Genomic DNA, 19,284 nt, shown 5'->3' on the forward strand with positions numbered 1-19,284 from the left:
GTGACGCGTCACGTAAAATAATATTAATCGTATAAACGATTTATATAGTTTTATGCTATCCGTACAATCACTGCGCCACCTTAGCGCTAAGAATCAACACCAAATCCGTCTGTAACTTCGACCCCGATTTTGCCGACCAAGAAGCAGGAAGGAACGCAAGCCCTGACGTGCTCTCAAGCGCCTTTGTATCGTTCAATCCACCAATAAGAAGCACCTCACCATCTGCGAGTGTCACAGACGTTTTAACCTGTCTCTTAACCAGTGTAGGCGACCCGCTGACTCCCGTTACCGTCGCCTGAAAACTCGATATCTGACCATCAATTGCGAGACTGATTTTGCCAGACCCCAGCACTTTCGGCAGCACGTCCAGAATCACGCCTGATGGGCGATAGACCACGTTCTGGATAGCGTTTCCAGAGTTATCCTTGCCAGTGCTGGATATCGTTGGCGTTTCATCCCCGACAGTCAAGCTCATGCGCTCGTTTTCGTCCCCGACAACCCTTGAGTTGGAAACCTGCTTAAACCTTCCATCATTATTTAATGCATCGATAACCAACTCAAAATTCGTATTCTTCAAACTCAAAGCAGACCCCGAATTGACGCTACCAAGCGACACACCAAACTTAGCACCAAGCACAGAGGCAATAAGCGAAATCCCCCTGCCCTGTGAAGAGTTTTTGGATACCTCAACAAACGAGGCTGACACGTCCACAAGGCGAGCTGGACGGTCTAACACGTCAGCAAGCGCCACAATCTTTTTCAGCCGCTCTTTACGCGCAGTAAGTACGACCTGCGACCCAGCAGCTTGCGCCACATGACCGCCAAAGGCCGAATTGAGCACCAACACAACAAATTCCGCAGTGCGATTTTGCGGAACATACATGACCGAATCAGCATCAGCATCGACCCTATTAATTTCTCTCATCTGGCGCGAATCAACCTCACGAGCCGGACCGACATCATCAGCATCCGCAATGTATGCGACCTTTTTACTCTGATCTTTTTTGGATGAAGTCCCCAGTTCGTCCTGAACAACCTGATCAAGCGACACCTTATACGCATCCAGAAAATAAACGCCGCCCCGCTCGGTCACACGAATACCCTGGGCCTTTAACAGACTTTCGACAAAATCCGGAACTTCGCTAACGTCGATTTTCTTAACGCTAATAGTAATTTTCCGGTCCATAGCGACCACATCAGGCGATATGACGTAATCCCTACCGAGAATAGATTTAAACGTCGCCTGAGCGAACGTGACCAGCGACACAGCCGCAAAATCGAATGACACCGGCGCAGGAGCAGCGAACGCCAACAACGGCACCAACAAACAAATCATCAATAACCGTTTCATTGCGCAACCCCTTTTATCCATTGGCCATTAACAATTTCCGCCTCCCAACCTGATGCGTTACTCACGAAATTTACCGGCTTGACCGTGCGACCATCAGACAAAATTACCGAGACAACACCACCGTTAATCATGAAACCGCGCCCCGCCACCTCAGAATACTTACGCTCAGCAGGCAACTGCACAGCAACCGCCTCCTTTGCCGATACAAGCGGAACCCCGTACCGAAGGCCAGCAGCGCCAAGAAAGACGCCAAATAACATTGCAACCATCAAGAATTTAGCCATATGTTTGTGAGGGCCTTTAGGGGGTAAGGGACGCGGCTTCAATAATTGAAAATCGCGTGTTGGATGAATGGGACCACAGAAATTAGGAGGCATTCCGACCACCGCAGACAAATGCCACGAAGACAAAACACTATGCATTGCATGCGGATAAGTGTCGCTAAACACCTGGGTCGTGTTGTAAGCATTGTTAATGTCGTCTCCCCGAAAATACCAACGATCAGCGACAAGTCCATCTGGCGACGACCCAAGCCTAACAACGGCAATATGCATCCGAGGCAAAGAGCCATCAGTAAAGCCCGCAGTCATCAGCTTAAAGATCGGCGAAATAATCGGGACTTTCATCCGATCCAACCGATTCAGCCGAACAACGTATTCAAACAGCGAGTCGCGTAGTTGCTTATCAATTTGCGAAATATTCTGACAAATAAAATAAACGTCCCAGCCGTATTTTCTGGCATGAATACACCACTCAAGCAGCGCGGCCCGCCCCTTATTCTGGAAGTCGCGCGTATTCAACCAACTTCCACACTCATCCAAAATTAACGCACCGTTATGCGATTCATCGAACCCCGGCAACAATTTTGGCGATGGTGCCGAGTGCTGATAGCCGTTTTGAGTGACCACGCAAATGGGGTCAAACAATATGTACTTATTGCCGGACCCAATCGCGTAAAGATCCTCAACCGATGGTTTATCCGGAACACGTATAACTGTGTCGTGAGACTGATCAGGCAAAAGATGTTCGAGGAACACATCGCAATTCGTGGCAACCCGCTTTCCCTCTTTCAGGTAATCACGGAGCCGCTTAATAGCACCCTTGCCCTTGCCGCTTCCGAGTTTTCCGGTAATCGCATAGACAGCCATTATTTCGCCAGAATGTTAATTGCGCGTTTTTTAATCACATAAATCTGACACAACACCCAGACAGTGAAATAGCAACCGGCAGCGCTATACGTCACGCTATTGAAGGCTATACCAAGTCCAACCGCAAAGTTGTGATGAGACAGGCTAATTCCGGCAATCGCAGCAGCACATATGCCAGTCGCACAGGAAGTCATGGCAGACCAAAGCGCAGAAGTAAGCACCAAAATGATACCGACAGCCGCAAGATGAAACGCTTTTTCAGCAACAAAAAATCTACCAAAAATACTAAACAACAGAGTGAATAATCCAGAGAGTAACGTACCGAGCAGCGGCATGATTTAAGCCTTTATAGCGGATTGAACTTGCGCGACACAACCGAACAAGCAAAGGACACACAAAACGCCGTTAATGAACGTTTTAAACGTATTGACGGGTGCACATATTTCTACATCTCGCATAACGCCGGTGATAGGAGTTGGCACAGAAGGATTCACGCAATCGGCAGTCTGAATTTGTGGAATCCATGAAGTTAAGAGACCTTGCGAAGCTGGCGTGATCGCGCCCACAGCATTCATATTGATGTTGTTTTGCGCGTCAATCTTAGATAAATCGATATTGCCATCAACAGCGGTGGCCAGCGGTGTGCCAGTCTCATCGATCTGACACGGATGACGGCCCGGTGTGCCACATTCCTTGCCCTGTGAGTTGCCAACAGATGCAATCGTAGGCGCGGCCGGATTGGAAGTTGTTGTACTCGTAGATGTCGCAGCACCAGTCGAATTGTTTATGGTCGTGGTGGTGGTATTTGTTTTAGAAGGAAAATTGGCAGAAATAGTACCAGCCGTGGTTCCAGTCGTCGTCGGCTCAATTGTGAAGACCTGACTTCTAGTGGCAGTACTCGTAGTGCCGTCAGAATTTTGAATAGTGCTCGTAGAGTTGATGGCGGAAGGAACAGTGACACTAGGAGCGTAGATCGTCACAGGCGTATTCGCATCGATCAGAGGCGATACAGTAGCAGCCGGCAAACCAGCATCACGCAACCCTTGAAAAATCCCAACAGCATCATCTGGATGAGCGTCCATATAGCTTTTCATCTGAGCCGCCAACTGATCAGACGTCACAGGAATTTGAGGAGCAACCGCACCGGGAAGAACAGGATCGCCAGTAACAGCGTGACCCATGTGCACACCGTCAGACCTGTTACACCAGCCAAACGTAGTTCCATCAAGTCCATTCCAAAGTCCGGAGGCAGGCGAGAATTTGAGATCAAAACCTAAATTCGCGCCCCGAAGATCGCAAACAGTTTGAGGAGAAGAGTGATAACCAGAGTCAGCACCAAGCTCTGAAAAATCTTGCCAACCAGAGACAGGCAAAGGATTTGGCGAAGCAGGGTCAGGTTTTTTTGCAGTACAAAAACTGAACGGGTCCAGCTTATCGCCGCCAAACGGATTCTTTCCGCTACAGTCTATATTAGTAGCCGAATCGTTTAACGCCCTACGCAACGCGTCCACACCCTCTATCAATCCAGCAATCACTGCGGCATTCAACAACGCACCAGCAGCACTATTTGCAATCGAGCTATTCGATACATTCGCAGTCGCAGTAGTCGGGACATTTACCTTTTCACCATTAGGCATTTGCAACACCGTATTACCTGATGCGCCAGCATTTACGCCAGAGCCAGAGGACGTAGCAGTTTGCGGAAAAGGATAGGATTGGGGAGCACCGGGACTGGAATACATCGTTCCCATTCCATTACTTAACGACGGTTGCCAAGTGTTAAAAATAGGCTGCTGTATTGGGGAAGACACGACAGTCGGAAGACTATTTTGTGCAATACCAGTAATGCTGAATTGCAGCAACATAAGCGCAATAACCACCCGGACGAAGACTTTCTGCTTACTCATAATCCCACCGATATATATGTGAAATAGGGCCGATGCCGGAGGGCCACCGCTGCGCGTCGTCCACCGTCACCAGCCCTATAAATGAAAAAAGCCCTCCTGCGCAATAAATCCACAGGAAGGCTACACGGGTGATTATTTCGCTTTGCTGAATGCTTTCTTCATCATGGAAATACCCCAGAAACCGCCAGCAACCAAAACCGCCACCGCAAACGCAGCAGCAATATAAGTCGTTGCAGTGCTACTCAGCGCAGTGATTGCAGCGACGCCGGGATCAGTACCATCAGCATGAGCGATACCAGTGAGAGCCAGCGTTCCAGCACCAGCGGCACCGACTTTAGCGACACCACCTTTAACGGAATCGTAACCACGCTGAGCAACGCGTTTAAAAGCTTGGTAAGTGCGACCAATAATTTTTTTCATCTTGAAAACTCCCTCTTTATGTGAACAGCCAAAATAAGATTTCAGGCGGCAAATTCTGAAAAATGTTAATCCAGCACTTCAATTGACTTGCGGATAATCCGCTGTATTGCACCAGCCGAATAACCAACTCCAAACGCGCTTAAGCAATAACCAACCACCTGCGCGGTAGTCATGGATGATTCCGAAAACGACGAACAATAAATCGAAACAAATAGACGCCGCCGACGAACAAAGCCAGCAACAATAACGTAGGCCAAATGCCCTTTATTAACATCATTTTGATTAACCTTTCGACAAGAAAAAAATGCCGTATCTCAGTGAAAAAATTCATCGCTGCACACCCGCAATCCAGCCAAGCGCGAAACAAAGAACGACAGCGATACCCATCAACATTCCGGGAGTAATGTCCATTTACTAATCCCAATAGGCCCGTATGCGAGGACCCGACTCCGTGGGGCCGCTTCCACCGGCGCGGCTGGATGCCGCGCCATCTGGAAGGCTGTTGCGCGCTTGCTCAGCCGCAAGCCGGTCTTGCAACACCTGTTCGGCCCATTGCAATTCCGAAGTGATATACGCATCCAGTTGACCGCCAACGTTATCCATTTGAAACAAGCGGTCCATGTATTCCTCCGGATCAAAGCTGTCCGGCACCGTCACCGTCCGACGCTCCAACTTGCACTTATCCTGAAAATACTTACTCGCAACCAGATTCCTCAAGCGAATTGCAGATTCGGCTTCACCCATGAGAACGGCCCCCCAACGTCAAGCGGTCTGCCATGATCGTGAATCCGGACAATGGATAATCGAAGCTTTGTGATAAGGCAAAGTGCCCATTCAGAAGGCCATATTTCACCTGTTCCAGACTCAAGCCATCCACCCCCTGCGGCCCGAGTCCACCGATCAGCGACCGACGCACGCGCCTTAATAAAACTGGGGAAATTAAACCAGCGGCGAGCACCGCGATCAGACTCAACAAGACCACCAACACCGTATGTTCTAGCACCATTTGGGAACCCCTCTTTTGACTCGAGTTTCGACGCGTATTTCATCGCGTAGGCAACCGGCTTATTTGCCTTTTCAGTTTTGGTTGAGCCATGCGGCCACCAACCCTGTTTATCGGCCTTTGGCATCGTTACACCACGAGGCATCCAGAACAGCGCGTGATAGTGAATAACGCCACGCTTTTGCATCTCGGCGACCCAAACATATTTGAGTTTTTCACCAGTACGGCGAAACATCCAGTTACGGACATTTGCCACATACGCAGACATGTGCTTTGAGTCCCAGCTATCTACAACGTATGTCAACGTGACCATGATGACGTTATGATTTTTGCGACCCTTCGCGAGGCTGATTTCGTGCAGCTTTGCAGCTACACCGATATTTCTACGAAGGCGTTTGTATCGCAATTCATCACGAACCATTTCGAGCGGGGTAAAGGCATTCGAACCGAAGTCCTCAAAGATGGTGTTATTTTTTTTAACACCTTGAAAATCTTTTTCATAAGAACCAACAGCCTCTGCGAATTTAGACACTGAATTACCCCGTTTATGAGTTGTTGATAGCTGGGACAAGCCCAACCCCTTAACAGCCTTACTCGACCACGCGCAGGGTATTTCTAGCCGTCTGGACAGCGTTACCGTCCTTGTCCTTGTAGTGATCGCGGAAACCGGCCACAGAGACCAGCACTGACACGTCATCGCCGGGACTGCCGAGTTTTTGATGGGACATGACTGCAACAGCAGTAGGAGATGTGAAGGAATCCGGCGCAGGTTGCATAACGCGGGATTCAAACGTGCGCTTGCCGGAAACTTCGAAGACGCGGACATTGTCAATACGGCCGACTACGAGTGCTTGATTTGCCTTAAGAGGCGCTTTTGGATCGCTCATGGTGAATTCCTTTTCGCTTGGTTGACGTGCGCATTTGCGCACAGAGCGAATCATTGTTCGCGAATGCGCACGTTGTCAACTGCGAACAACCCTGTACAGTTACGAAAATGGAGGAAATATGAACCAAATAGACTTAATTGATGCAGCTAAACAACAGGGGGGCTTGACAAGTGACAATCAACTTGCTCTCCGGCTTGGTATAACGCGCAGCAGGGTTTCGGAACTTAGAAGCGGACGCCGACCAGCAGATGAGGCCGAGATAATGATGTTGGCGGATATGGCAAAAGTAGAGCCGCACGTAGCATTCGCGGCAGTACATAAAGAGCTTGAAAAGAATCCGGCAAAACGTGCCTATTGGGAGCGTATTTCGTTGCAATTCGCAGTCGCGGGAGTAGCGACTATTTCGGTCATTGCGGAGAAAATTTCAGGAAATTTTGAATACCTCATATCACGCTGTAACCCGCGCCGGAGCTTGCTCTTAGCGTTGTGATATGAGGTAAAGGGTAGCGCAACAAGTTATAAATTATGCGAAATTAACAAACTCAAATAAAATACTCTCTTGATAACTTACGTACATCAAATTTAAAATTTTTTATGAATAAGCCCCGCGAAGGTTTTCAGCGAGCGCGGCAAGTACGCGAACGGCCCATCCACGTTCGGCGTCGCTTGGCATAAAACCGTGATTTACCGCATACACTTGTTTTGGGTGAATGCACAACTTGGCACCAAAACCGAAGCGGCGGCCAAAAGCTACGTCCCCAGCTATTAGCGCTGCGTCCTGAATATCCAGAGTGACGCCGTCGACTGATGGCGGCATGCCGGCGTAGCGTGATTCGATGACGAAACGTGAACGGACGTAATCAAGCTCCCTGCCCGTCCCTTCGATTCCGGCGTCGACTCAGTAATCAAACGATCCAAAAGCTAAGCGCGCAACGCTTGGCTCGCCTGCGATCTCCCGCATTTTCACCACCCCAGCGACCCTCTCTACCAAGGCGGTCAGCGCAACGCGGTCGCCGCAACGTGTCGCGATATCGCGTAGTTGTTCGACTTCTTCGGATTTCGGGCTCAAATGATAAAGACGGGATGGGCGTGATTGCGGTTATTTCCGCGCAAAAAATGGCCTATGGGGATTCGCTTAAAACGCATGCAATAAAAATCCTGCTCAAGCCGCCATCTTTGCATTGCGCCGCATAGCTTGCGGCGGTTGGCCGAAGGCCCTTAGAAAAGCCCGACGCATGCGTTCGCGGTCTGCGAAGCCGGTTTCATTCGCAATCATATCCATGGATAAACGGCCCTGCTCCATCAGCAAACGGGCATTTTCGACGCGCAAATTTTCTATCGCTTTCGCGGGTGATTGGCCTGTTTCGGCACGAAAAGCACGACTAAACTGGCGTGGGCTTAGATTTGCAGCTTCGGCGAGCTCTTCCACGGTTAACAGCGTGCGCAGATTCTTTTTAGCGAATTCCAACGCTTTTTGGATACGGTCCGACTTGGGTTCCAATTCCAGAAGCACGGAAAACTGTGATTGTCCCCCTGCACGGCGGTGATAGACGACCAGTTTGCGGGCGACGATCCGGGTTATCTCCGGCCCCAGATCTTTCTCGACCATTGCCATCGCCAGATCGATGCCAGCCGTCATTCCCGCCGAAGTCCAGAGTGGACCGTCGGTGATAAATATCCGATCTTCTTCCACTTTCAAAAGAGGAAAACGGGTCTGCAAGTCGCGTGCAAAAGCCCAATGCGTCGTGGCCCGGCGCTCGTCCAACACCCCTGCTTCAGCCAACACAAACGCACCAACGCATGGCGCCGCGACGCGTCGGGATGCCTGCACAGAATGACGAATGTAATCCAGAAGACCCGGTGTCGATGGCACCACCTCCATGCCTGCGCCGATGATTACCGTATCAAAAACTCTATTGCTAAAAGCTTCGGTTTCCACTGAAAATCCGGCCGACGAGCGGACTAAGCCACCTTTTTCAGATAAAAGAGAAACGGTATAAACAGGTTCTTTGGCGACCAGATTGGCAACCTCAAACACCGTGATCATTGAAAAACCCATTACCTGAAACTCAGGGAAAATAACAAAACCGATACTTTGCATGATGATCTCTTGGGCCGACGTGAGCGTTGGGGATTGTGATAATCATTCAGCCGACGTCTTAAAAAGATGGATAGATGAACTTTGGGATGATGGGGAGTAAGAATACTCCTCTATTTAAGACGGTGCTGACGGTGCTGATGGTGCTGAAGCGGCTGGCAACGCATCCCAGAGGTAGGACATGAACCTGTATCTATAAAGTGGCGGCCTCTGATAACCGGTGCTTCTTGCGGCATCGGCAAAATCTATATTGACCGTTTAGCGCGCTTCGAAGCTTCCGACCTAATCCTGTGTCCCGCAAGCTGCGCTATATTTCCAATGGGCGCAAACGATACCAATAATGATAGCTGCGACGAAAGCCGAGTCCTTCATACAAGCGAATTGCGCTTACGTTGGCACATGCCACTTGAAGAAATGCTGTTTTTGCTCCTTGTATTGCCCCCAATTCATAAGGTCAGCGCATAGCTGCTTCGCCATCCCATACCCACGGAAGTCAGGATGCGTTTCGATATCAAACAGCCCCAAGTGCTCTCCAATGACGACGCCAAGCCCCCAGCACACTGGATGACCGTCCTGACGTAAAACAGCAAAAGCGCAATCCTCTTTTATCGCTGACAATATTTGAAGATGATTCACCTGTTCGACGCCAAGCTCCCTTTCTGCTTCCGGGTACGTCTGGAGCCAGGCTTTAGCATCCGGCAGCCATTCGCACCTGTTCGCTAAGCTTGTTTTATCAAGAGGCATCGACATCACCAACGACATATCTGCGAAACGATAACCTCTTTCTGCCAGTGCATCATCGGTGGCTTGGCTAGTGCAAAACGATGCCAGTCGAAACACTGTCTGCACATCACGAGAACGATAAAACGCCTCAATGTAATCAATCTGAGAGGGTGTCAGCATGTCTGAATGTGCAATTGCATTAGCGGAATTTGCGCGCTTTGTATAACCATTTGCAAAGCGTAGACGCCATCCAGCATGATCTTGCTGCTCCAGCGAAGGCCAGGCGGAAAATGCTGCTTGCTCAAGAATATGCATCATTAAACTTCAATGATCTTTGGAAGATGCATCCTATCAAATGACAGCGACGAATGGCTGGCGTGCGGACGCGTCCGATGAATCGTTCAATCTGCAAGCTGAGGGGTTTTGCCTCTCGTCTCAAGTGCGCATAGCTCTGCAATTCTGGCGGGCAATTCTGCTTTTAAAAAATCCACGTAGGCGCGCACCGCAGGCACAACGCCACGACGGGTCGGAAACACAATTCGCACATACCCGTTTGGAGGAGTCCAATCGGGGAGTACCCGTACCAGCGTCCCCTGCGCCAGTTCGCCGGCGCAGACATGCACAGGTAAAGCAGTTACACCCATTCCTGCGAGTGCTGCGCTTTTCAAAAGCTGCATTTGATCGCTACGCATCCGTACTTGCAAGGAAATTGTTTTTTCTCGCCAGCCTGATTTAATAATCGCCAGCTTGGTGTTTCTTCTGTTATGCCGAATACAAGCGCATCAACCGACGATAAGTCCGCGATATACTGCAATGCATTGGCATGCATTGGCTTTTACAAAATAAGGACTGGCTAATAAGGTCCACTGCGTAGGGCATAAGTTGGCCTGGACAAGGCTGGAATTTTCAAGATCTTGTGAGTTAATCCGCAGGGCTACATCGATTCTCTCTTCGATAAGATCTACATTGCGATTTGTTGCGTGGATAATGACCTGAACTTTGGGAAATTTCTCCATAAAACGGGGCAAAATATCACTCAAGATAAGATCGGTCATTGCGGGTGGCGCACTCACGCGTATGATGCCCAGAGGCTCCGCCAGGGTGCGCTGTACGACATCCTCGGCAGCATGGGCTTGCATCAGCATTGCCACGCAATGCTGATAAAACTCGGCACCGACATCTGTAACGGCGATCCGTCGCGAGGACCGATGCAGTAATCGAACGCCGAGTAAATTCTCTAATTCTGAAATACGTCTGCTTAACTTTGATTTTGGTACACCAAGCGCATCTGCGGCGGCTGTAAATCCATTACGATCAACGATATGGACAAAGAAATACAGGTCATTTAAATCGATAGTTAACTTGTTCACGAAAGCCTTTATCACATTGCTAGGCTGACCTAGGGTTCTATTTATTTGATAATACGCTGGCAATACACGAACAAGAATTTGTCCTTCAAACGCTTTTCTTGTGTCGGTTATATACTTGCCTATATTATTTTTAGCGCATTAAATATTACCTCGAAAATAGTCCATTGATAATTCAGAGGCTATTTTTATAACTTTTCTTACCAAGTGACATAGCATGCCTCTTCCTACTTTTATTCCACCCCTTAAATCCCTGTTCTTTGCATCATGCTTACTAGTGACCTGCACTTTTTCAAGTGCGCAAACGGTCGCCCATGCATCCGGTAGCACCATTACATTGCAACAAGGTGGACAGCTCGGGAATGCTTTTTTTGCAGATGGCGATACGGACAAAGGCGGGCATGGGCAAGTTATTGATGGGATTGAGGGTTCTAGCCATGAAATGTTGAAGTATCACTATCATGCGCATCTATCGATATACTATAAAGATAAGCAGATCGCTGTTCCGCGCGGGATTGGCATTATCAAACCGCTCCAGATCGCGAATGGATTTGTGGAGGGTGGTAAGGGATTTTATTGGCTGCATACCCATGATGCGAGCGGCATTTTGCATATTGAATCTCCCACGGATAAAACCTATGACTTAGGTAATTTTTTCGATATCTGGGGTCAACCGCTGGATGCGCATAATGTCGCAGGCTTTCACGGAACGGTGCGTACCTTCGTGAATGGCAGAGTCTACTTTGGGGATATACGCAAGATCGCTTTGATCGAGCATTTGCAAATCAGCTTGGCAATCGATAGCCCGGCGGTTGCACCGGCAAACTATGTTTTCCCTGATGGCCTTTGATAAAAGCATGGCCGAATGCTTGTTTCAAGAAACATAATGCGCGGGTGTTTACCACACACGCGCATTAAAAAATTTATCTATCCGATTGGGCAGTATAAAAATACCGTGCACATATTCTCGACGTTGCCTAGCTAAGCCCTAACAAATACGCGCGTCACTAATTTAAAAAAAGGCCTGCAACATTGCAGGCCTTTTTTATTTAATCGCTATCCTTGCCAGCAACGCTGCGCGGTAACGCAAACATCACCAATAACGCCGCCAGAATAGTGACCGCCGCAATGGCATATAAGCCCCCTGCCGTGCTACCGGTGACATCTTTTACTTTGCCAACCATATAAGGGCTGATAATGCCGCCCAGATTACCGACCGAATTGATTAGAGCGATCCCGCCAGCAGCGGCGCTGCCTGTTAAGAATTTCGGTGGCAGTGTCCAAAATACTGGCAGACAGCCAATGACGCCGATAGCCGCCAAGGTCAGCGCCGCGATAGAGATTGCCGTATTGTCGCCGAATAGCCCGCTCAATACATACCCGATACCTCCAGCGAGTATGCATAGGCCGAGATGCCAACGCCGTTCACCATACCGGTCCGAACTGCGCGCGATCAGCACCATCATCACGCCTGCTGCTGCGTAAGGAATAGTACTGAGCAGGCCAATTGTCATCGGGCTAGCGATGCCGGTATTTTTGATTAATTGCGGCAGCCAGAATGTCAGACCATATAAACCCATCAACATAAATAGATAAACAATCGATAGAAAAATCGTGGCCGGCTGTTTGATCGCATCCATAAAGCTATGGGCTACAACGCTATTGTTTTCACGATCAATATTGTCTTGCAAGACCTTTTTTTCTGCGGTCGATAGCCATTTTGCTTTACCGATATTGTCGTCAAGCCAAAGTAATACTAGCAAGCCCAAACCGATTGTCGGCAAACCTTCTAGCAGAAATAGCCATTGCCACCCGGCCCAACCATTGACGCCATCGAAGCGGGTCATGATGAAACCTGCGACCGGACCGCCAATCACGCCGGACGCGGCAATTGAAGTCATGAAAATTGCATTAATGCGTGCCCGTCTTTTCGCCGGAAACCAGTAAGTAAAATACAGGATGATGCCGGGCAAAAAGCCCGCTTCAGTGGCGCCGATGATAAAGCGCAATACATAGAACCAGGTTTCGTTATGCACCAGCATTAGCAGCGATGAGGCGATACCCCAGGAAATCATGATGCGCGCAATCCATAATTTGGCACCAACCCGATGCATGATGATATTGCTGGGAATTTCAAAAATGAAGTAACCAACAAAAAAGATGCTGGCACCGAAACCATAAGCGGCATTACTTAAGCCAAGGTCGCTTTGCATCTGTAGTTTGGCAAAACTAATGTTAACGCGATCGAAATAGGCAAAGATAAAACAGACAATCAGAAACGGGATAATGCGCCACGTGATCTTGCGATAAGCGGCCTCTTCAAATGCCGTCGTGCTGGACGTAACAAAACTACTGGTTGCAGACATGTCTCGTGCTCCTGTGAGGACACTAATATTCAAGGTTGATCTATTAGTAATCCATTAGTGAACCAGATCGCCATCTGCCGAAGCGGAGGTCGATCTGGAATCCGTCGCGCGACCTGCCATCGCCTCTGGTGGAGGCGACACAGCATCGGCTGATCTTTTATTTTTTATTTGTGCAGATATTTTTGAACGAATGTTCGCGGCGAGAATGAGGATCAGACGCCTTATAGCGGCATATCCCTTTGACGGGGCTAACGGGGATTGCATGGTCAGCGCGGTAACGCAGGCGTCGACGCGCCGACCAATTTCATAAATTAACTAATTAATCCAGCAACGACGCATCCCAGTTGTGCACGGTTTGCTGCTGTTCGCCAAGTTTTTCGATACCAAGGCGGATGACATCGCCATTTTTTAGGAAGACTGGCGGTTTTTGTCCTAAACCGACGCCAGGTGGCGTGCCGGTAGAGATAATGTCGCCAGGATAAAGCGTCATGAACTGGCTGATGTAATGGATTAAAAATGCAACATTAAACACCATCGTTTTAGTGCTGCCATCTTGATAGCGCTTGCCATTGACGTCCAGCCACATGGACAGATTTTGTGGATCGCCAACTTCATCGGCAGTGACCAGCCAAGGTCCGACCGGGCCAAAAGTGTCGCAACCTTTGCCCTTATCCCACGTACCGCTACGCTCGATTTGATACTCACGCTCGGAGACATCATTGATGACTGAATAACCAGCAACATGGCTCATTGCATTTTCTAACGAAACGTAGCGCGCTTTGCTGCCGATGATGACGCCCAGTTCAACTTCCCAGTCAGTCTTGACCGAGTTTTTAGGCATGACAATAGGGTCATTGGGGCCAGTAAAACAGCTCGTCCATTTATTGAACAGCACGGGTTCGTCGGGCACAGCAAGACCTGACTCAGCCGCATGGTCGCTATAGTTGAGGCCGATACAAACAAATTTACCGAGACCCGTAAACGGCGTGCCGATACGCTCTGGCGTTGCTACTTCTGGCAAGCGCGATAAATCGAGCGCGCGCAATTTATCCAGACTGGCCGGGGATAATGCGGCTGGGTGAATGTCGTCAATGATCGAAGACAAATCACGAATTTTGCCGCTGGCATCAATCGCAGCTGGCTTTTCCTGACCCTTTGGGCCGTGGCGCAATAATTTCAAAATACTCTCCTTTGGTGATAATAAATGGGAAATTAGATCTTTCTTGAAGAGCTATCAAGCCCTTCCGACGCGCTCGATCAGTGAATCAGTTCGACCAGCCACCATCGATAATTTGGCTAGTACCAGTGGTGAAACCGGATTCGTCAGAGGCCAGATACAGCGCTAGCGCCGCTATTTCTTCGGCTTTGCCCAAACGTCCGATAGGCTGACGTGAGACAAAATTTTGTCGGACTTCCTCATCGCTTTGACCACTGCTGTGCGATTGATCTGCGATACGGCCGCGCAACGATGGCGATTCGACAGTGCCCGGACAAATTGCATTGCAGCGTATTCCTTTAGAGACAAAATCAGCCGCTACAGACTTGGTCAAGCCGATCACGGCTGCTTTGGTCGCGCCGTAGGCAAAACGGACCGGCACGCCTTTGATGCTGGAAGCCGCCGAAGACATATTGATGATCGATCCGCTTCCCTTAGCCAACATCGCTGGCAAGAAAGCGCGAATAGTGCGATACATCGAGCCGACGTTGAGATCGTAAGAGAAATTCCAGGCGTCTTCATCGCATTCAAGAATGGTGCCGTGGTGGACGAAACCAGCGCAGTTAAACAGCACATCGATCGCGCCAAATTCGGCGGCTAACGCTTTGATCTCTTCGTTGTTCGTCACATCTAGCTTGCGCGCAATACAGTTCGGCAAAGCGGCTAGTTCTGCCAGCAATGTTTCATTGATATCAGTGGCAATTACCGTTGCGCCTTCGCGCAGAAATGCTTCGACAGTAGCGCGGCCAATACCTTGCGCAGCAGCAGTAATCAGTGCAGTTTTTCCTGCAAGACGATTTGTCATGGATGACTCCTTTAAGAATGAGAGATGAAACAAATGGGCAAACTTCCACACCATCGGCACAATCCGCACTGAACAGGCGCACGCCTGCCTTAGCCTCGAACCTATTGCGTGGGCACTAAAAAAATACGGAGATATTTTTGGGGCGAGCGATGCGGTTTATGTCAGCGGCAAGTGCGAGGCAACTGCGTCGGCAGCGTTGTGATAGCCCTCGCGCACACGTAGTAAATGATGTCGCATGGCTTGAGAGGCGCGGTCCGGGTCGCGTGCCTGCAACGCGGCAAGAATGTCACGATGGTCTTGCAGGCTACGCTCTAGCACTGCGGGAATACGAGAGGTGATGCTGCGACTTTTCTTGCCCAATACATACAAGCTGCCAGCAATACTTTGCAGAAAAGGATTGGCGCAAGCTTCTATGATGGTCTCGTGAAACACCACGTCGGCGGCGGAAAATGTCGCCGCGTCACTTAGCAATGTGGCTTCATCGTGCACCGTGGCGCTGAGAAAAGCTAACTGTTCATCGGTAATATGTTTGGCTGCTAATGCCGCGACACCGCTTTCAATAATGATGCGAGAATCAAATAGGGCATCGAGCGTTCCGGCGTTCAGATCGATGATCATTTCCAGCGGCTCAAGCAGTTCGCGCGGATGCAACGAGCCGACAAAAGTCCCCTCGCCCTGGCGAATGCGTAACAAACCCAGTAACGATAGGCCACGAATCGCCTCGCGCACCGCTGGCCGACCAACACCGAGCATCGTTGCCAACTCACGTTCGGGCGGCAATTGCTGCGTTGGTTTTAACTCACCCGTGCGGATCATCTGTAACAAGCGCTGCGCTACCTGTTCTGAAATGGAGGTATTAACAATTGGATCGAATGACATGGAATAGTTCTAGAGTTCTGCTTACCAGTTCAATGGTAAGACCAATGAACGAAGATTAGGCGCATTTTTTATTTATGTCAAGAATCAGAATAGCGCGAAGGCCACTACAAATTGGCACGAGGGGGAAAAGCGTAAAAGTCTGAATTAGCGACTTTGATGGTTTTTGTTGTAACTGTAATGACGCTCAGTCTTGGTAGACCACCAGATCAGTGCTAACAAAATCAATTGCAGCGGCAATCGAAGAGCTAGTAGTGTTGGCGAGACGCTGGGAAAAAGTTGTGAATTTTGCCACATATAAACATTCGCAGGCGTGACGGCAATGGTCAACAAGAACAGACCGATGCCGGCTGCCCTCCTCGACCGCATAGCAATAAGCCCACATGCACCGGCAATCTCAAAAAATCCGCTGATATAAACGGCTTGCAGTCGAAAAGGCAAATTGGGGGGAATAATTTGCAGAAAAAAATCGGGCGCAACGAAGTGTCCAATTCCACCTATCAGAAACCATATAAACACCACGCTAATGCCACATTTTTTGATCATCATCGTCTTAAGAAGTGATTAACTTAAAGGTTTCGGCGGAGCTAATAGCGTTCAGCCGCACCCCGCTCATAGGTTAACTACGCTAACGAGCAAGTTTTGGATGTTTTATTCGGGATATTCGGAGGATTTTCTCGCGTCTCCGCGTACACGTTCAGCCGGGTATTTGAGCGCATTCAGCACAATTTTCTCTTTTGCCGCGTCAATCAGATCGACCCCCATCTTGTCTGCAAGCATGATCAGATAAAGAAACACATCGGCAATTTCATGCCGAATTTCTACGCGTTTTTCATCGCTGAGTTCGTCGGCACTTCCGCTATTAAGCCATTGAAAGGGCTCCAATAGCTCGGCCGCCTCGACAGAGAGCGCGGTTGCCAGATTTTTTGGCGTGTGGAATTGATCCCAGTCGCGTTCAGACACAAAGGCCCGCACTGACGCCCGTAAGTCGTTTAACCGGTCTGTTGTTTGGAGCGTCGTCATGATGTCTTTTCGTTGTTGAATATAAAGTAATTACTTTACTAGCGCAGTATTATCCATGTGTGCGTTCCTCGGTTATTGCCTAGCCCCTACCCCAACTCATTTTTTGATTGGATTCCAATTGCTAAAAATTCCCGCTCCTGATGCGCGCCAGCCCAATTTGACCGCACTCCGCAATCAGAAAATGGCACGCTCACCACACGCCTATGTCAGAGGCAATACGATGCAGTATTATGCGTGGTTGCACAGTTTGCGAGGGCACTCACTTCCGCAAGGCCCGGCAATCTGGATCTGCGGTGACTGCCATCTTGGCAATCTTGGACCGTTAGCTGCTGCTGATGGACATGTAGATGTGCAGATACGCGATTTCGATCAGACAATTATCGGAAATCCGGCACACGATCTGGTCCGACTAGCCTTATCGCTTGCCGCAGTCGCACGTGGTTCGCGCCTGCCGGGGATTGTTACTTCAAACATGCTCGAACAATTGATGATCGGTTATGAGCAAGCGCTGGAAGCGGGTGAAGAACGGGTGGCGATGGAAAAACCGCACGTTGTAAAAGTCGTTATGCGCAGCGCGGTTAAACGCTCCTGGAAAGAACTGGCGAAGGAAAGGATCGTCAATACAAAGCCGAATATTCCACTCGGCAAAAATTTCTGGCCACTGTCAAAAGCTGAGAAAAAAGGTATTTCTCAGATGTTTGCAGCGGAAGAAATGGTGAAACTGATCACGACACTGAAGTCGCGTGATGATGACGCCAAAATCGAAGTATTGGATGCTGCCTATTGGGTCAAAGGTTGTAGCTCATTGGGACGATTACGCTACGCGGTATTGGTGAGCGTTGGCGAAACTGATTTTTGCCTGATGGATATCAAAGAAGCCGTGATCGCGGCGGCCCCGCGCTATCCCCACGTCAGCATGCCGCGTGACAATGCGCGCCGCGTCGTAGAAGGTGCGCGCCACATGTCGCCCGCATTAGGCGAACGCATGATAGCGCAGCGCTTTTTAGAGCGTGGTGTTTTCATTCGCGAACTATTACCGCAAGATCTTAAATTAGAAATCGATCAGCTGAGCGCTGAGCAAGCGACACATATGGGCCGCTATCTGGCGTACGCCGTTGGTTGCGCCCATGCCCGGCAAATGGATGACGCCACGCGCAAAAATTGGCTGCGTGAACTCAAACTTAATCGCAGTAAGACATTTTCCACCCCTGATTGGCTATGGACAGGCGTGGTACAACTGATCGCCAGCCATGAGGCTGGTTATTTAGAGCATTGCCGTAAATATGCATTGGAAACCGAAGGCAAGGGCTGATGTCGTTGCTCAATCCCATTTTGATAATTGATTTTTTACCTTAGAAAAAAATGAACATGATGCAAATAAAAGTATTGGCATTTGATGTATTCGGAACAGTCGTGGACTGGCACACCAGCATCGCCCGCGAAATTGACGCGATGCAACTGGGTATCGACGGCGCTGAGTTTGCGCTAGCGTGGCGGGATGGCTATAAACCGGCGATGCAACGGGTGATGTCGGGTGAGCTGGGATGGACGCTGATCGATGATCTGCATCGTTTGATTTTGGACGATCTTTTGCAACGTTTTGAGATTATCGGTCTGGACGAAGGACAGAAATGCCATCTCAACAAAATATGGCATCGGCTGGATGCGTGGCCTGATTCGGTCGAGGGCTTAACGCGCCTGAAATCCAGATATACGATTTGCTCTTTGTCGAACGGCAATATTGGACTGCTTGCCGACATGGCGAAACACGCTGGATTGCCGTGGGACTGCATTTTGTCTGCCGAAGTATTCAAGAAATACAAACCCGACCCGGCCACCTATCTCGGCGTGGCAAAGATATTTGACGTGGCGCCGAGCGAAGTAATGCTAGTGGCGGCGCATCAGGATGACTTGGAAGCCGCGCGCAAAACAGGATTAAAAACTGCCTACATCGAGCGCCCTTATGAATTTGGGGCAGCCCGGATTAAGGACGTTTCTCCTCATCCAGAGAATACTTTTCATGCACCTAACCTGATCACGCTTGCAGAAATCCTTGGATGTTAGACCGCTTGCAATAATAAACGAATGTCCAAT

22 protein-coding genes and 1 pseudogene are annotated in these 19,284 nt (G+C 49.4%); 4 read left to right on the forward strand and 19 right to left on the reverse strand.

Annotated elements, in window-relative coordinates:
• Positions 1 to 67 precede the first annotated feature (67 nt).
• The 8 genes from C7W93_RS03665 to C7W93_RS03700 form a co-directional block, all read right to left on the reverse strand.
• On the reverse strand, positions 68 to 1,351 hold the full coding sequence (locus tag C7W93_RS03665; protein WP_161539871.1) for a type II secretion system protein GspD: 1,284 nt from the start codon (positions 1,349 to 1,351) through the stop codon (positions 68 to 70).
• Positions 1,348 to 2,499, reverse strand: coding sequence for a zonular occludens toxin domain-containing protein (locus tag C7W93_RS03670; protein ID WP_108438803.1), 1,152 nt, complete (start codon positions 2,497 to 2,499; stop codon positions 1,348 to 1,350). Before C7W93_RS03670 ends, C7W93_RS03665 begins: the two co-directional genes overlap by 4 nt.
• Positions 2,499 to 2,834: a hypothetical protein gene (locus C7W93_RS03675; protein WP_108438804.1), complete on the reverse strand. Its 336-nt coding sequence runs from the start codon at positions 2,832 to 2,834 to the stop codon at positions 2,499 to 2,501. Before C7W93_RS03675 ends, C7W93_RS03670 begins: the two co-directional genes overlap by 1 nt.
• Positions 2,835 to 2,837: 3 nt before the next feature.
• Positions 2,838 to 4,136 carry a hypothetical protein gene (locus tag C7W93_RS03680; protein ID WP_146177512.1) on the reverse strand — a complete coding sequence of 433 codons (1,299 nt, stop codon included), beginning with the start codon at positions 4,134 to 4,136 and terminating at the stop codon, positions 2,838 to 2,840.
• Between the two features lie 402 nt (positions 4,137 to 4,538).
• The gene (locus C7W93_RS03685) at positions 4,539 to 4,826 is read right to left on the reverse strand and encodes a major coat protein (RefSeq protein ID WP_108438806.1); all 288 of its coding nucleotides are present in this window, start codon (positions 4,824 to 4,826) and stop codon (positions 4,539 to 4,541) included.
• A 414-nt stretch (positions 4,827 to 5,240) separates the two neighbouring features.
• A complete protein-coding gene (locus C7W93_RS24385) occupies positions 5,241 to 5,570 on the reverse strand; it encodes a hypothetical protein (RefSeq protein ID WP_146177513.1) in 330 nt (109 codons plus the stop codon).
• Positions 5,540 to 6,361, reverse strand: a complete 822-nt coding sequence (locus C7W93_RS03695) for a hypothetical protein (protein WP_108438808.1) — start codon at positions 6,359 to 6,361, stop codon at positions 5,540 to 5,542. The genes C7W93_RS24385 and C7W93_RS03695 overlap by 31 nt, the downstream gene beginning before the upstream one ends.
• Positions 6,362 to 6,419: 58 nt before the next feature.
• On the reverse strand, positions 6,420 to 6,716 hold the full coding sequence (locus C7W93_RS03700; protein WP_108438809.1) for a single-stranded DNA-binding protein: 297 nt from the start codon (positions 6,714 to 6,716) through the stop codon (positions 6,420 to 6,422).
• Between the two features lie 118 nt (positions 6,717 to 6,834).
• Here C7W93_RS03700 and C7W93_RS03705 point away from each other — a divergent pair, with 118 nt between their 5' ends.
• Entirely contained in the window at positions 6,835 to 7,206 is a 372-nt protein-coding gene (locus C7W93_RS03705; protein ID WP_108438810.1) for a hypothetical protein, read from the forward strand.
• A gap of 102 nt (positions 7,207 to 7,308) precedes the next feature.
• Here C7W93_RS03705 and C7W93_RS03710 read toward each other — a convergent pair whose 3' ends face one another.
• The 5 genes and pseudogenes from C7W93_RS03710 to C7W93_RS24925 form a co-directional block, all read right to left on the reverse strand.
• Entirely contained in the window at positions 7,309 to 7,533 is a 225-nt protein-coding gene (locus C7W93_RS03710) for a hypothetical protein (protein WP_108438811.1), read from the reverse strand.
• Between the two features lie 81 nt (positions 7,534 to 7,614).
• Positions 7,615 to 7,785 (reverse strand): hypothetical protein, encoded by a 171-nt coding sequence (locus C7W93_RS24560; protein ID WP_161539872.1) that lies wholly within the window; start codon positions 7,783 to 7,785, stop codon positions 7,615 to 7,617.
• Between the two features lie 93 nt (positions 7,786 to 7,878).
• Positions 7,879 to 8,817, reverse strand: coding sequence for a GlxA family transcriptional regulator (locus C7W93_RS03715; protein ID WP_108438812.1), 939 nt, complete (start codon positions 8,815 to 8,817; stop codon positions 7,879 to 7,881).
• 384 nt (positions 8,818 to 9,201) lie between these two features.
• On the reverse strand, positions 9,202 to 9,855 hold the full coding sequence (locus C7W93_RS03720) for a GNAT family N-acetyltransferase (RefSeq protein ID WP_108438813.1): 654 nt from the start codon (positions 9,853 to 9,855) through the stop codon (positions 9,202 to 9,204).
• Positions 9,856 to 9,938: 83 nt separating this feature from the next.
• Positions 9,939 to 10,922 (reverse strand): annotated as a pseudogene (locus C7W93_RS24925) (LysR substrate-binding domain-containing protein).
• Positions 10,923 to 11,121: 199 nt separating this feature from the next.
• Here C7W93_RS24925 and C7W93_RS03735 point away from each other — a divergent pair.
• A complete protein-coding gene (locus C7W93_RS03735) occupies positions 11,122 to 11,754 on the forward strand; it encodes a hypothetical protein (RefSeq protein WP_146177515.1) in 633 nt (210 codons plus the stop codon).
• Positions 11,755 to 11,953: 199 nt separating this feature from the next.
• Here C7W93_RS03735 and C7W93_RS03740 read toward each other — a convergent pair whose 3' ends face one another.
• From C7W93_RS03740 to C7W93_RS03765, 6 genes are all read right to left on the reverse strand, one after another.
• Positions 11,954 to 13,270, reverse strand: a complete 1,317-nt coding sequence (locus C7W93_RS03740) for an MFS transporter (protein WP_108438817.1) — start codon at positions 13,268 to 13,270, stop codon at positions 11,954 to 11,956.
• A gap of 319 nt (positions 13,271 to 13,589) precedes the next feature.
• Positions 13,590 to 14,450 (reverse strand): fumarylacetoacetate hydrolase family protein, encoded by an 861-nt coding sequence (locus C7W93_RS03745; RefSeq protein ID WP_108438818.1) that lies wholly within the window; start codon positions 14,448 to 14,450, stop codon positions 13,590 to 13,592.
• Positions 14,451 to 14,535: 85 nt separating this feature from the next.
• The gene (locus C7W93_RS03750) at positions 14,536 to 15,291 is read right to left on the reverse strand and encodes an SDR family oxidoreductase (RefSeq protein WP_108438819.1); all 756 of its coding nucleotides are present in this window, start codon (positions 15,289 to 15,291) and stop codon (positions 14,536 to 14,538) included.
• 156 nt (positions 15,292 to 15,447) lie between these two features.
• A complete protein-coding gene (locus C7W93_RS03755; protein ID WP_108438820.1) occupies positions 15,448 to 16,170 on the reverse strand; it encodes a FadR/GntR family transcriptional regulator in 723 nt (240 codons plus the stop codon).
• 144 nt (positions 16,171 to 16,314) lie between these two features.
• Complete coding sequence (locus C7W93_RS03760) at positions 16,315 to 16,716, reverse strand: hypothetical protein (protein ID WP_108438821.1); 402 nt, start codon at positions 16,714 to 16,716, stop codon at positions 16,315 to 16,317.
• A 102-nt stretch (positions 16,717 to 16,818) separates the two neighbouring features.
• Positions 16,819 to 17,190, reverse strand: coding sequence for a nucleotide pyrophosphohydrolase (locus tag C7W93_RS03765; RefSeq protein ID WP_108438822.1), 372 nt, complete (start codon positions 17,188 to 17,190; stop codon positions 16,819 to 16,821).
• A 103-nt stretch (positions 17,191 to 17,293) separates the two neighbouring features.
• Here C7W93_RS03765 and C7W93_RS03770 point away from each other — a divergent pair, with 103 nt between their 5' ends.
• A complete protein-coding gene (locus tag C7W93_RS03770; RefSeq protein WP_255419144.1) occupies positions 17,294 to 18,502 on the forward strand; it encodes a DUF2252 domain-containing protein in 1,209 nt (402 codons plus the stop codon).
• 56 nt (positions 18,503 to 18,558) lie between these two features.
• Positions 18,559 to 19,254 carry a haloacid dehalogenase type II gene (locus C7W93_RS03775; protein ID WP_108440461.1) on the forward strand — a complete coding sequence of 232 codons (696 nt, stop codon included), beginning with the start codon at positions 18,559 to 18,561 and terminating at the stop codon, positions 19,252 to 19,254.
• Positions 19,255 to 19,284 lie beyond the last annotated feature (30 nt).

It is taken from the genome of Glaciimonas sp. PCH181 (assembly GCF_003056055.1).
Taxonomy (GTDB): Bacteria; Pseudomonadota; Gammaproteobacteria; order Burkholderiales; family Burkholderiaceae_D; genus Glaciimonas.

Bases quoted from the DNA above. Each gene is read 5' to 3' on its own strand.
- C7W93_RS03665 (WP_161539871.1), bottom strand. From the start codon at position 1,351: ATGAAACGGTTATTGATGATTTGTTTGTTGGTGCCGTTGTTGGCGTTC.
- C7W93_RS03670 (WP_108438803.1), bottom strand. From the start codon at position 2,499: ATGGCTGTCTATGCGATTACCGGAAAACTCGGAAGCGGCAAGGGCAAG.
- C7W93_RS03675 (WP_108438804.1), bottom strand. From the start codon at position 2,834: ATGCCGCTGCTCGGTACGTTACTCTCTGGATTATTCACTCTGTTGTTT.
- C7W93_RS03680 (WP_146177512.1), bottom strand. From the start codon at position 4,136: ATGCCTAATGGTGAAAAGGTAAATGTCCCGACTACTGCGACTGCGAAT.
- C7W93_RS03685 (WP_108438806.1), bottom strand. From the start codon at position 4,826: ATGAAAAAAATTATTGGTCGCACTTACCAAGCTTTTAAACGCGTTGCT.
- C7W93_RS24385 (WP_146177513.1), bottom strand. From the start codon at position 5,570: ATGGGTGAAGCCGAATCTGCAATTCGCTTGAGGAATCTGGTTGCGAGT.
- C7W93_RS03700 (WP_108438809.1), bottom strand. From the start codon at position 6,716: ATGAGCGATCCAAAAGCGCCTCTTAAGGCAAATCAAGCACTCGTAGTC.
- C7W93_RS03705 (WP_108438810.1), top strand. From the start codon at position 6,835: ATGAACCAAATAGACTTAATTGATGCAGCTAAACAACAGGGGGGCTTG.
- C7W93_RS03710 (WP_108438811.1), bottom strand. From the start codon at position 7,533: ATGCCGCCATCAGTCGACGGCGTCACTCTGGATATTCAGGACGCAGCG.
- C7W93_RS03715 (WP_108438812.1), bottom strand. From the start codon at position 8,817: ATGCAAAGTATCGGTTTTGTTATTTTCCCTGAGTTTCAGGTAATGGGT.
- C7W93_RS03720 (WP_108438813.1), bottom strand. From the start codon at position 9,855: ATGATGCATATTCTTGAGCAAGCAGCATTTTCCGCCTGGCCTTCGCTG.
- C7W93_RS03735 (WP_146177515.1), top strand. From the start codon at position 11,122: ATGCCTCTTCCTACTTTTATTCCACCCCTTAAATCCCTGTTCTTTGCA.
- C7W93_RS03740 (WP_108438817.1), bottom strand. From the start codon at position 13,270: ATGTCTGCAACCAGTAGTTTTGTTACGTCCAGCACGACGGCATTTGAA.
- C7W93_RS03750 (WP_108438819.1), bottom strand. From the start codon at position 15,291: ATGACAAATCGTCTTGCAGGAAAAACTGCACTGATTACTGCTGCTGCG.
- C7W93_RS03755 (WP_108438820.1), bottom strand. From the start codon at position 16,170: ATGTCATTCGATCCAATTGTTAATACCTCCATTTCAGAACAGGTAGCG.
- C7W93_RS03760 (WP_108438821.1), bottom strand. From the start codon at position 16,716: ATGATGATCAAAAAATGTGGCATTAGCGTGGTGTTTATATGGTTTCTG.
- C7W93_RS03765 (WP_108438822.1), bottom strand. From the start codon at position 17,190: ATGACGACGCTCCAAACAACAGACCGGTTAAACGACTTACGGGCGTCA.
- C7W93_RS03775 (WP_108440461.1), top strand. From the start codon at position 18,559: ATGATGCAAATAAAAGTATTGGCATTTGATGTATTCGGAACAGTCGTG.